Raw genomic sequence first — 13,424 nt, forward strand, 5'->3', positions numbered from 1 at the left:
ATTTAGAAATTTTATATACGAGAATATTCAGTTGATTAAGTAAGAGAAGATATTTGAAAAAACTTTAAAATATCTTCTTTTTATTTTCAAAAACATCTTACAATCCCCATATTTTATGTTATAATAAAATGTGGGTAGTTATGTAGTATGTGTATAGTTAGAAAGATGATTTTAATCTTTATCATTTATTTTACATCATAACTATAAAAATAAAAAAGTAAGTATTTAAATAAGGATATATTGCTTACTTAAGAAAGGAGATTATTATGATAGCTGATTACCTATCAGGCATAAGTACATTAACATTAGTTATTCACCTGCTAGATATACTTTTAGTATGGTTTTTAGTATATAAGTTATTAACATTGTTAAAAGGTACTCGTGGTATGCAATTAGTTAAAGGTATTTTAATCATTATCGGATTGAAAATATTTTTCAACTTTATTGGCTTTACAACGATGACTTATATATTCGATCAAGTGGTTACTTGGGGAGTGTTGGGAATTATGATTATATTCCAACCAGAATTGAGACGCGCCTTAGAGTATATAGGTAGGGTTCAGTGGACTAATATTCTCAATTTTAATTATAAAGATGTTCAAAAAGGACAAAAAGATCATATCATAAAGGCTGTCGCTACTTCATCGAGACATATGGCAAGACGTCGTATAGGTGCTCTTATTGTATTAGAAAATAATACAGGTCTTGATGAATATGTGGAAAGTGGAATAGAGATTAATGCAGAAGTAACACATGAGCTTATTATTAATATTTTTATTCCAAATACACCACTTCATGATGGTGCGATGATTATTAATAAAGATAAAATTAGAGCTGCAAGTTGCGTATTACCATTATCAGATAATAGAAGTATAGCTAGTAGTTATGGGACGCGTCACCGCGCAGCATTAGGACTATCAGAACTTACAGATGCAATTGTTATTGCTGTTTCAGAAGAAACAGGAAAAATAAGTGTATGCCAAAATGGTAAATTAACGACAGATTTTACCGATGAAAAATTGATGAAGTATTTAGAAGAAAATTGGCAACAACAAAATGAAAAGATTATTAAATAAGAGGTGATATTATGAGATTAAAAGAGAATAATCAATTAAAGTTAATATCATTTTTAATAGCAATACTACTGTTTATATCGGTAAACGAAAATTTCAAGAACTTTTCTGTATTAGGAAATAGTGATAATAAATCTACTGCGTGGGTAACTGAGGTTCCTCTTGAAGCGGAGTATGATAAAGATAAATTATACGTAGTTGGAATACCAAATACTGTTTCAGTAAAATTATCTGGTTCATTGGCGAAAGTTCAAAAAGAAAGTGTAGCTCGTCGTTTCAAAGTTAAGTTAAATCTTAAAAATGCTCAAATAGGTGATGACCAGAAGGTAAAACTAGAAATAGAAGGTTTAGAAAGTGGGCTTGAAGGCACAGTTGAGCCGGGGACAATTACGATTTCTATTAGAGAAAAAGTAACGCGTGAGTTTAAGGTAACACCTACTGTGAAAAAAGAGAGATTACTAATAGGGTATGAAATAGAAAAACTTAGCGTTAATAACGAAACTGTAAAAATTTCTGGGGATATTGATAGTATTAATAGAATACATGAAGTTCGTGCAGAAAGTGCAACTCGTACGAAACTAAGCAAAAATACTAAAGAAGAAGCAAAATTAGTTGCTTATGACAGTAATTATAACAAAATAGAAGATATTCAGATAGAACCTGGTTCAACGGTAATGTCGATTGAGCTAAAAAGTTTAGAAAAAGAAGTTCCGTTGGAAGTTAATACTATTGGGAAACTACCATCTGGGTATGAACTAGTTAGTGTAACAGCAGATGTAAGTAAGGTTACTATTCGAACAGAAAGTCAAGAAACATTGGATAGAATAACAAAAATGCTAGTTGATGTCGACTTGAGTGATGTTAAGGAAGAGACAGAAGAACGTAGTAACTTGAAAATTTATTCAAAAGAAGATCTTCGAGTAGCAACTGACACACCAATAGTAAAAGTAACTATAAAAGTAAGGAAAAAATAAGCATGTCAGATAAAAAAATGATGTTTTTAGCGGTGAATATGCTGATAACGGTATTGAGTTTAGCTATAATAATAGGAACGATGTTTATCGAAAATCAAAAGACAAAACTAGTAGCTATAGCTGTGGCAATCAGTATACTTGTAATTCAAAAAATTGTAGAAATAATTGTTATAAAAGAGACGAGGAAGGTAAGTATAGTAGTTTTGATTATTATAGTTGCTGCCGCTGGTTATTTTGGATACAAAATGTTTTAGGAAAAGGGGGAGCTAATGTTATTTACTTTAGCTCCTAATTTTAAGAAGTATAGTTTTAGAAGGATGTTATTGTCAAAATGAAGTCTAACTGGAGTTCGATTTTAGGTTGAGAAAAAACAGAATTCTAATAAAATTATAGGAGATTAGTATGGATAAATTGTTTTCATCAAAAATATATATAAAGCACCGCTTTAAATTGATAATGTTACTAGATTTGAAAATAGTAGCGTTGGGAATTATTGCGTCAATATTTTTAGGTAAGGCTTCGGATCCTTTCGCAATGTTAACCACGCACTATATAGAAATAGGTGGGTTTTTAATTATTTCCTTAATTATATACGCTATTAGTTTTAAATTATTTGGGATAAATAAATCTTTATGGTCGTATTTAGGAGTTAATGAAATTGTTAATATCTGCGTTTCGGTATTTGTTGCAGACTTAATTACAAGCATACTATATCAATATATGCTGCCTGATACATTTTCTAATATAAGATTTGCTATTTTCTCACCATTATTAATTATTGCCGGGATTATGTTTATTAGAATGCTTTACCGTGCGTTACGTGAGCGAGAAGTAGGACGTACAGGAAAAGCCACATATAAAAACACCTTTATTATTGGAGCGGGAGATGCTGGATATATACTGTTAAAAGAATTATCTAAAAATAATGTTTTCCGTGCCAATGTTGTAGGGCTTATTGATGACAGAAGAAAAAATTCTGTAATAAGTGGTGTAACTGTTGTAGGAACAACTTATGAATTGTTAAAACTTATTCCAAAGTATGAAGTTGAACAAGTGTTTTTAGCTATACCATCTATAGACGCATACAATAAAAATAGAATATTAAATATTTTAAAAGAAGCAAATATTAGTATAAAAGTTATGGGCTCTGGGGTAACAGTTGAAGATGGAGAAAGTATTTCAAAACACCTTAAAGATGTCTCAATAGAGGACCTATTAGGACGTGGGGAAGTTAAGCTTTCCCAAGGAGAAATTCGCAGTTATTTACGCGGGAAAAGCGTTCTTGTCACAGGTGCTGGTGGTTCAATTGGTAGCCAAATTGTTCGTGAGATTTTCAAATTTAAACCGAGTAATTTAATTTTAGTAGATGTAAATGAAAATGCTCTTTATATGTTAGAGCGTGATCTTGATTTTGAAAGAAGTCATTCGAAAGAATATGAAGGTGTAAATTATATCTCAGAAATTGTCAGCATTCGTGAAAAAGAGGCTCTAAGAGAAGTGTTTGATAAATATAAACCAGAGGTAGTTTTCCATGCGGCAGCTCATAAACATGTACCTTTAATGGAACGTCGCCCGCAAGAAGCTATTAAAAATAATGTTTTTGGGACAAAAAATGTTATGGATGTAGCAATAGAAAAAGATGTTGAACGATTTATTATGATTTCGACTGACAAAGCGGTAAATCCAGCAAATGCAATGGGCGCGTCAAAACGTTTAACAGAGATTATCTTACAGTCAAAAGGTAATAAATATAAAACAAAATTTGCAGCCGTCCGTTTTGGTAATGTGTTAGGATCTAATGGTTCTGTTATTCCAATCTTTAAAGAACAAATAAGAAAAGGTGGCCCAATAACAATAACACACCGTAATATTATTCGTTACTTTATGACTATACCAGAAGCGGCGCAGTTAGTTTTACAAGCTGGTTATTATGCGAGTGAGGGAGAAATTTTCCTTCTAGACATGGGAGAGCCGGTAAAAATTATAGATCTGGCAACAAACCTAATCAAACTTTCAGGTTTAGAACCATATAAAGATATAGCTATTGAAGAAATCGGGCTTCGTCCAGGAGAAAAAATGTACGAAGAATTATCATTAGATTACGAAAATAGTGAGAAAACAGATAACAAAATGATTTATAAAAATACAACCTTAGACATCGATGTAGACGAACTAAATGTTAAGCTAGACAAACTACAAGCGATGCTAGGACATGCAACTAACGAAGAAATTCGCGATGAGTTGTTTAATATAATAAATTGTTATAATGGGTAGAAGAATGAGAACTCCATCGCTAAATGCGGTGGAGTTCTTGCTCTATCTTTTTTTATTTTAACAAGTGTGCTATAATTGTTAAGGAAAAATAAACTTATTCAAAGAGATTTTCAGTTTTGAATAAAAGTAAGGTGAAAGATGAATATAGATAAAAGATTTGAAACAGAGATAGTAAAAAAATATAGAGAAGAAATAGAAAAGAGAAAAATATCGTTGTTTCTAAAGTTGTTTTTAGATAAAGTATTAGCTTTGATATTACTTATTCCATTAAGTCCTATAATTTTGGCTATTGCTATTTGGATAAAGTTGGACAGTGAGGGGCCAGTGTTTTATAGGCAAGAGCGTATTACTACTTATGGGCGTCCATTTAGGATTTTTAAATTTAGAACAATGGTTAAAGATGCAGACAAACTTGGTGCAGCCGTGACTGAACATAACGATCCACGTATAAGTCGTGCTGGGGATAAACTTCGTAAGGTTCGTCTTGATGAACTGCCACAGCTTTTTAATGTGCTTCTTGGAGATATGAGCTTCGTCGGTGTTCGTCCAGAAGTTGCAAAATATGTTAATCGTTATACTGATGAAATGAACGCAACATTACTTCTCCCAGCAGGAATAACGTCTCCTGCGAGTATTGAATACAAAGATGAGGATGAAGTAATTGAAAAGTTCAAAGGGACAGGACGTTCTATCGATGATATTTATATTGAAGAAGTTCTGCCAGATAAGATGAAATACAATTTAGACTACATCAAGAACTTTAGTATAGTAAATGATATAAAAATAATGATACTAACAGCGTTAGCGGTCATAAAGTAGTAGAATAAGATTAATTTCACGTTGTAGCTACTATATGAAAATTAACTTTAACAATCCAAACATAGAGGTACAAGAGAAAGCTTCACGCTATTCTCTTGTGTTTTTTTTGACGTGATAGCTGAATTTTTTTCAAAATTAGAGTATAATAAAGAGATAACATAAAAAGGAAGGTTAATAAATAATAAAAGGTTAGGAGTCAAAATGAAAAAATACAATATTCCTTTTTCACCACCAGATATTACAGAAGAAGAAATAAATGAAGTAGTGGATACTTTAAAATCTGGATGGATAACAACAGGGCCTAAAACAAAAGAATTAGAAAAAAGACTATCAGAATATACAACAACACCTAGAACAGTATGTTTAAATTCAGCGACTGCAGCGTTAGAACTTGTTTTACGTGTGCTGGGTATAGGAAAAGGAGACGAGGTAATAGTTCCAGCTCTAACTTATACAGCATCTTGTAGTGTTATTTATCATGTAGGGGCAAAAGCTGTTATGGTTGATATTCAAACTGATAGTGCAGAGCTGGATTATTCTAAACTTGCTGATGCAATAACACCAAGAACAAAAGCAGTTATTCCGGTGGATCTTGCGGGTATTCCATGTGATTATGATAAAATTTTCGAAGTAGTAGAAAGTAAAAAAGAGTTATTTGAAGCGAACAGTATTTATCAAGAAAAACTTGGGCGTGTTGCTGTTATTGCTGATGGGGCGCATGCCTTAGGCAGTGAGTATAAAGGAGTAAAAGTTGGTGCAGTTGCCGACTTTACAACATTCTCATTTCATGCGGTAAAAAACTTCACAACAGCAGAAGGTGGAAGCGTTACTTGGCGTGAAAACCCAAACCTTGATAATGAAGAATTATATAGAGAATTCCAAATTTTCTCGCTTCATGGTCAAACAAAAGATGCATTGGCGAAAACAAAAGCTGGTTCTTGGGAATATGATATTATTATTCCTGGATATAAATGCAATATGACGGATATTATGGCATCTATCGGCTTAATTCAACTAGATCGCTATCCTAAATTATTAGAACGTCGTTTAGAACTTGTTGAACAATATAATGAAGGTTTCAAAGGAAGCAAAGTAATTCCGTTGATTCATAATACAAAAGACCACAAAAGTTCAAACCATTTATATATTACACATGTAGAAGGTGCAACATTTGAACAACGTGGGGAAATCATTACGAAAATGGCAGAACGTGGAATTAGTTGTAATGTTCACTATAAACCATTACCACTTCTTACAGCGTATAAAAATTTAGGTTTTGATATGAATGATTATCCAAATGCTTATTCATATTATGTTAATGAAGTGACATTACCATTGCATACACGTCTTAGTGATGAGGATGTAGATGTTATTGTAGAAAACTTTAAAGAAGTAATAGCGGAGGTAGTAGGTGAGTAGTTTAAAAGAGATTCAAAATAAAAGTCTAGAGATGGCTGAATATTTTGTTGAATTTTGTAGAGAACATAACCTGCTGTGCTATTTATGTGGTGGTGGAGCCATAGGGGGGCTTCGTAATAAAGGTTTTATACCATGGGATGATGATTTAGATTTCTTTATGCCAAGAAGAGATTATGAAAGACTTCCAGAATTATGGAGAAAACACGCAAAAGAACAATATTTCTTATCAAAAAGTTCTGAGGATTTTGTTGATAGAAACTTATTCATTACGATACGCGATAAGGAAACAACATGTATTAAGCCCTATCAGCAAGATCTAGAAATACCTCATGGGCTAGCTCTTGATGTTATTCCATTAGACTATTATCCAAAAGACGATAAAAACAGAAAAAAACAAGTTCGTTGGGCGTTGATTTATTCATTGTTTTGTGCACAAACTATTCCAGAAAAACACGGAAAAGTTATGAAGTGGGGTAGTACAATATTATTGGGATTCACGCCGAAGAAACTCCGTTACAAAATTTGGAAAAAAGCTGAAAAAGAAATGACTAAATACACACTTGAAGAGAGCGATGGAATAACTGAGCTTTGTACTGGACCGGGATATATGAAGAAAAAATATCCAATAGAGGCATTTGAAGATAGTATTTTTATAGATTTTGAAAATACAAAGATGCCGATTCCAGTCGGTTATGATATATATTTGAAAACAGCTTTTGGAGATTATATGACGCCACCTCCAATAGAAAAACAGGTTCCTCATCATGATGCAGTGATTACAGATATGGAGAATAGCTATATTAAGTATAAAGGAGAATATTATGGGCGAAAAAATTAGTGTCATTGTTCCAGTATATAATGTAGAGCAATACTTAGAAAGATGTGTAGAGTCTATAATAAACCAAACATACAAAAACCTTGAAATTATTTTAGTAGATGATGGTTCTACAGATAATAGCGGAAAATTATGTGATGAACTTGCTAAAAAAGATGACAGAATTAAAGTTATTCATAAAACAAATGGAGGAGTATCTGAAGCAAGAAATATAGGGATTGATAATGCAACAGGAGAATATGTGATATTTATTGATTCAGATGATTATATTAACGAGGAAATGTTAAGCGAGTTGTATTCTCAAATTAAAAAAGAGAATGCAGATGTTTCTGTTTGCGGGGTCATGAACGTCTATGAAAACAACCACACTCCTCAAGCTAGGAATATAAATGAATATTTAATTTTGAATAATGAGGAATTTTTAAGGGAGTATTTGAAAGGAGAACGGGTACCGGGAGGAATATGGAATAAGTTGATAAAAGCTTCGATAGCGAAAACTATTAAATTTCCTGTAGGACGAATCTATGAGGATGCATATTATCATTATGAGTTAATAAAATTAGCAAAAAGATATGTAGTAAACACAAAACCATTGTACAATTATTATCATAGAGAGGGAAGTTTAACAGAAGGGTGTTATAAAAAAAGAGATTTATCTTGCATTGATATATATACTAAGTTCTATGATTATGCACTGAATAATGCCTTATCTACTAAAGAAGAAGCTTTTTTTAGATTATCATATTCATATTTTGTAATTTTAGATAAAATGCTACTTCAAGATGATTACAAAAAAATAGAAGATTATGATGAAATAGTAGGGTTTTTAAAGAAAAATGCATTTAAAATCTTTAGGAACAATATATTTAGAACTGGAAGAAGAATAGCAGCCATAACTTTATTAATAAATATTAAGTTATATAGAATGTTGTTATTTAAAAACATTAAAAATAGTAAAAAAGTACATGATTAAAGGAGGTAACGTATTTGATCGATGGAAAAAGGATATACTTCTTATTAACAATTCTAAGTTGTTTAACAGCGATTTTAATGGGAATAATATACATATATACCAATAGTATACAAGTATTATTATTTACAGTGTTATTAGTTTTGGTTAGTAGTATCCTATATACATTCAATAATTTACGATATTATATAATACACCTGTTATTCTATATTACTATTTTTATCTTTTTGGTCTCAAGACCGACGATAGATTATCTTAAAAATGGAGTATTAAATACATATCAAGTTGATGCATATAGATTTGCATTTATATCAGTTATTATATCATTAGTAGGACTTACTATAGGTGGATTTTTAGTATCTAAAAAAGAGCGGGTAATCAATAATTATAATAAAAATGAAGAAAGAAAGAATTGGGTATCTTATATAAGGAAAACATCATTATCTGTATTTATCGTTTCATATCCCTTTTATTTAATAAGATTAATTGAAAGACTGATTTATAGAATGAACTTTAGTTACTATGAGTATTACGCCAATTTTAAAAGCGAACTTCCTTACTTTACATACATATTATCAACATTTGTAGTTTATGCTATGTGTATATATTTAGCTACAAAACCCAAAAAATTCTATTCTGCTTTAGTATTAGGGGCGTTTGTTTTTGCGAATGTAATAAATCTTTTAGTTGGAACAAGGAATCCATTTGTATTAAGTGTTATATTTGCATTTTTGTATTATTTTATAAGAAATCAAGAAGAAAAAGATAAATGGATAGGATTAAAAGAAAAATTAGTATTGTACATAGGGGCGCCACTAATGATGGTAGCTATGGGACTTTTGAACTATGTACGAGATGATGCAGAAATAAATAAAACTGGAGTTTTTGATATCCTACTAGATTTTATTTATAAACAAGGGACAAGTTTTGGTGTCTTAACAAGAGGTTATTTATATGAAAGCAACTTACCGATAAAAGAATTTAGAAATTATACTTTTAGTCCAATAATAGAGTATTTTTCTAAAGGGAACTTGGCTATATTATTTGGTGGGAGACCATTTACGGCAACCAATAATAGTATGGAATTAGCGCTTCAAAGTGATAGATATCCTCACAATATTTCATATATAGTTATGAAGGAAGAATATTTAGAAGGTCATGGTATTGGTAGTAGCTATATTATGGAAATATATACGGACTATGGCTTAGCAGGCGTATTTTTATTTAGCATTTTGCTAGGAATACTATTTATATTAATGATGAGAATTGCATATTCAGGGAAAATATTGTTATTTGGGATGACTTTATTAGTTTTAAATAATCTATTTTTCATGCCAAGAAGTAGTTTTTCCGAAAGCTTTTTTAGTCTTTTTACGTTGCAATTTTGGGGAATAATAATTGTAATTTTTGTAAGTGCAGGATTGCTAAAGAACAATATAAAATATGTAGTAAATGATACAGGAGGACAGTAATGTTTGAAAATTATTCAGTAGCAGATTTAGTTGCTAATATTTATAAAAAAAGGCTAGTTAATATAGTAGCTTTAGTATTAATATTTTGTATAATCGCAGTGCCATATACATATAAGGCACTAAATAGTAAAACAATAATAAAAGATACCACGAACTATTCAAGTTATGTTAGTTATAAGATTACTTCACCACTGGAAGAACAACAAAATTTTAATAAGAATAAAATAGGTGGATATGGAGATTTCTATGGTAAATTAATAGAATCTAATTTAAATGGAGCATTTTTATTCAATGATTTAACTTCTGAAGATATGAGTAAAATTTCTTCAGAATTAGATACAGGCGTAACAACTCTTAAAAACTCTAATTTTGATTATTGGGATAAGAAAATAGTAGTGAATTCGCTAATTAACAATGCAGGAATATCTGTAAAAATACTAACTTCAAGTAAGTTAGCTAATGATATTATAGAGAAAAAATTGGATAATTTGATTGAAAAATTTAAAAATACTTATTCTAATGTAACAATCGAAAAATTAGATACGGTAAATTCTCAAGAATTAGCTAAAGCTGCAAGTACAGAGTCAGGAGTTAATAAAATTAGTTTACTAATCCGTCTAGCTATACTAGGCGTAGGAGCGTTAATCATTACTATATTAGGAAATGTAATAGTATATATTTTTAATCCGACAATTAATAGGGCTGGGGATTATGGCAAGTATGGGATTAATTTTGTAACAAAATTAGATTCAGCAGATAACTTGAAAGAAATAATTCAATATAAAAATGGAAATAGTTCATTAGTTTTATTAGGGTCAAATAAAAAAGTTATAAATAAGTTTGCTAAAGAGTACGGGAAAGTATTAGCTGATAATATAGCTATTGGAGATATAGATAATGTTAAAGATGTTCTAGTAGCAGATAGCGTACTATTTGTAGAGGAGTATGGGGTAACTAGATATAAAAACTTTGAGGAAACATTACAAGTAGTTCAAAACCTAAACAAAAAAGTATTAGGTATAGCGACTTATAAACTATAGTTTTTTATAAAGGATAGTCTAACTTTTGAATTAGGCTATCTTTTTATAAGGAGGGAAATAAGGTGAAAAAAATATATCTATATAATAGATGGCTATGGAGCAGTGTATTCACAATACTTGTTTATTTTACTATGCCTGTTAGAGCTCGCTACGCATTGGGGCTTAGCGATGCATCTATTTTCGAATATTTCGGGTATGCTATGTCTAACGGAGAGGTTTTGTACAGGGATTTATTTGATCATAAGGGGCCAATAATTTTTCTAATAAATTATTTTGGATATATATTAAATGGAGAATTTGGTATAAAGATAGTCTATTTGATTTGTATATTTATCTTTTTTTATACTAGTATTTTAATAGCGAGGTTATTCACTAATGAACGAAATTCTATCATTGTATTAGTAGTTATCCTTGTCTTATTTGAAAATTTTTTTGAGTTAGGTTGGGGAATAGAAGGATATGTTTTACCAGTAATAAATTATTCCTTATATATTTATATAAAATATTTCTTAGTAAAAAGAGTAAGTAGATTAGAAATATTACTAGTAGGAGCGTCTTTAGCTTTAGTATTTTTCACAAGAGCCAATATGATAGGGATATGGTTAATTTTTTCTTTATATATTTTAGTAGACAAAATTTCTAAAAAACAATATAAAGAATTGGCGACTTTTACCATGTATTTTATACTAGGGATATTTGTAGTTATTATTCCTTTAGGTATATATCTATCAATAAAAGGTGTATTGTCTGAAATGATTTATCAATCATTTACGATGAATTTTATCTACGCGAAAAATCAAGGATTAGGGAAAAGAAAGATTCTAGAGTGGTTTATTGAGACAGCTAATGGACTCAATATATCATTGATATTTTTTGGGGGAGTAGTTATTGCTTATAGAAAATATGGTAGAAGAATTTTATTTTTTGCCATTGCTATAGGTTTATGTTTGGTTTTTGCTTTATTATCTAAGAGACCATATTTACATTATTTATTAGTATTGATTCCTTTAGTTATCCCGATATTAAGTATAATTTTAGAGAGTTCGATATTTAAGGTCAATATAGTATATATACTGTTAGGTGTTTATATCATTTATTATACGCCTATTCAAAACATATTAACGAACATAGAAAATAGAAATTATAACTATTTCAATGATGAGGTTAAAATTGCTCAATATGTTAAAAATAATACCGCTAATACAGATAGGATATATAGTCATAGAATGCAAGGATTAATATATTTAGAAGCGGAGAGGTTGGCAAATAGTAAGTTTTTCTTTATTCCGTCGTTAGAAGATGAAACTCCTATTATAGATGATGTTAGGAGCAGCTTTGAAGAGAGAGCGCCTAAATATATAATTTTTGATGAGCGTTATGATTATAAGAAAGCTACGGATTACTACATAAAAGCATTTATAGAAAAAAATTATAAGGAAGAATATTCAATAAAAACAATAAAGGTATATAAGCTAGTAGTATAGCTTATATACCTTTATTTTAAAAAATATCCCCATCAGAAATTATCTCATTTTTGAATGGATATAGATATTCAGATAATTCCTGCTCTATAATTGTAACCTCATCTTTATATTTATCATTTCTGTTATAAATTTGGATATTATTAATAGATAAATTTGGATTTAGATATTTTAATTTTTCTTTGTGAGAACCCTTAGGAAGCTCTAGATAATTCTCTATTAGTTCTACACTTTGCTCGTAATTTAAAATAAGATCCTCAAAGTTTATACGTAATATTCTGTTATTAGAATGTGGTTCGCTCTTTCTGACAGTTTTGTAATATTTACAAAATTCATATGGATCTAGAGGATATGGAACTTGATAATTATCAGGATACCAATAATATTTGTTTGAAATAAATACATCGCGCGGGTCTCTGCTGACGATTATAGGATATAAATTATCCATTTTATAGTTTTCTATAGTTTGTAAGTTATGCGGTAATAATAGCTGATCTAAAACTACATAATCATCATTTTTAGAAAATTCGTCTATAATATTATTTATAAATAGATTTGAGTATTTATAAAATTCATCAGGAGAGAGTAAACTAAAGGATAATTGTTGTTGTTTAGGCCTTATTTTTTTTGTTCTAATATTTAAGAGTCTAAATATTCTATTTTTAATAGCATTTAAAAGCCAAATAGTAGTTGATGGTTTTTCATAATAATACCAAGCACCAGGAAATTCAGAAGTAGTAAGATTATTGATATACTCTTCTACAATGTTATCTATATTTTTTGATACTTTTTGTCTATATCCTGCAGGCCACCATCCTCGATATTCATATAATGATGTCATAAAATACTTAAAAGTTTTTAGAGCTTCATCACTACGAATAGCATTATTATTTTTTAATAATTTATTTTCGAGATCAAAAACACCATTAGGAGCATGCAGAAAAATATACTCAAAATCAGCATTCTTTGTATTTATTACTGGATACTCTCTCAGTAAATCGGTAACAGCAGAAGAACCGCTACCCATATACCCAGTTGGAATAATAATCTTCTTCATTAGTTCACCT

At 30.0% G+C, this 13,424-nt stretch carries 12 protein-coding genes; 11 read left to right on the forward strand and 1 reads right to left on the reverse strand.

Features of this window, described 5'->3' with window-relative positions:
• Positions 1–266 precede the first annotated feature (266 nt).
• The 11 genes from cdaA to DQN46_RS00400 all read left to right on the forward strand — a co-directional run bounded on the left by cdaA (position 267) and on the right by DQN46_RS00400 (position 12,360).
• Complete coding sequence (gene cdaA, locus DQN46_RS00350; RefSeq protein ID WP_111742610.1) at positions 267–1,076, forward strand: diadenylate cyclase CdaA; 810 nt, start codon at positions 267–269, stop codon at positions 1,074–1,076.
• Positions 1,077–1,087: 11 nt separating this feature from the next.
• Positions 1,088–2,047, forward strand: coding sequence for a CdaR family protein (locus DQN46_RS00355; protein WP_111742611.1), 960 nt, complete (start codon positions 1,088–1,090; stop codon positions 2,045–2,047).
• Positions 2,048–2,049: 2 nt separating this feature from the next.
• The gene (locus DQN46_RS00360; protein WP_111742612.1) at positions 2,050–2,301 is read left to right on the forward strand and encodes a hypothetical protein; all 252 of its coding nucleotides are present in this window, start codon (positions 2,050–2,052) and stop codon (positions 2,299–2,301) included.
• 148 nt (positions 2,302–2,449) lie between these two features.
• Complete coding sequence (locus DQN46_RS00365) at positions 2,450–4,321, forward strand: polysaccharide biosynthesis protein (protein ID WP_004633937.1); 1,872 nt, start codon at positions 2,450–2,452, stop codon at positions 4,319–4,321.
• A gap of 138 nt (positions 4,322–4,459) precedes the next feature.
• Positions 4,460–5,140, forward strand: coding sequence for a sugar transferase (locus tag DQN46_RS00370; RefSeq protein ID WP_111742613.1), 681 nt, complete (start codon positions 4,460–4,462; stop codon positions 5,138–5,140).
• Between the two features lie 201 nt (positions 5,141–5,341).
• Complete coding sequence (locus tag DQN46_RS00375; RefSeq protein ID WP_111742614.1) at positions 5,342–6,559, forward strand: DegT/DnrJ/EryC1/StrS family aminotransferase; 1,218 nt, start codon at positions 5,342–5,344, stop codon at positions 6,557–6,559.
• Entirely contained in the window at positions 6,552–7,397 is an 846-nt protein-coding gene (locus tag DQN46_RS00380) for a LicD family protein (protein ID WP_170120618.1), read from the forward strand. The genes DQN46_RS00375 and DQN46_RS00380 overlap by 8 nt, the downstream gene beginning before the upstream one ends.
• A complete protein-coding gene (locus DQN46_RS00385) occupies positions 7,381–8,367 on the forward strand; it encodes a glycosyltransferase family 2 protein (protein ID WP_111742615.1) in 987 nt (328 codons plus the stop codon). The genes DQN46_RS00380 and DQN46_RS00385 overlap by 17 nt, the downstream gene beginning before the upstream one ends.
• A gap of 14 nt (positions 8,368–8,381) precedes the next feature.
• Entirely contained in the window at positions 8,382–9,836 is a 1,455-nt protein-coding gene (locus DQN46_RS00390; protein ID WP_111742616.1) for an O-antigen polysaccharide polymerase Wzy family protein, read from the forward strand.
• A complete protein-coding gene (gene tarQ, locus DQN46_RS00395) occupies positions 9,836–10,876 on the forward strand; it encodes a teichoic acid biosynthesis protein TarQ (protein ID WP_111742617.1) in 1,041 nt (346 codons plus the stop codon). The genes DQN46_RS00390 and tarQ overlap by 1 nt, the downstream gene beginning before the upstream one ends.
• A gap of 62 nt (positions 10,877–10,938) precedes the next feature.
• On the forward strand, positions 10,939–12,360 hold the full coding sequence (locus DQN46_RS00400) for a hypothetical protein (protein ID WP_111742618.1): 1,422 nt from the start codon (positions 10,939–10,941) through the stop codon (positions 12,358–12,360).
• 16 nt (positions 12,361–12,376) lie between these two features.
• Here DQN46_RS00400 and DQN46_RS00405 read toward each other — a convergent pair whose 3' ends face one another.
• Positions 12,377–13,414 carry a sulfotransferase family protein gene (locus DQN46_RS00405; RefSeq protein ID WP_111743719.1) on the reverse strand — a complete coding sequence of 346 codons (1,038 nt, stop codon included), beginning with the start codon at positions 13,412–13,414 and terminating at the stop codon, positions 12,377–12,379.
• Positions 13,415–13,424 lie beyond the last annotated feature (10 nt).

It is taken from the genome of Gemella morbillorum, from assembly GCF_900476045.1.
Lineage (GTDB): Bacteria > Bacillota > Bacilli > Staphylococcales > Gemellaceae > Gemella > Gemella morbillorum.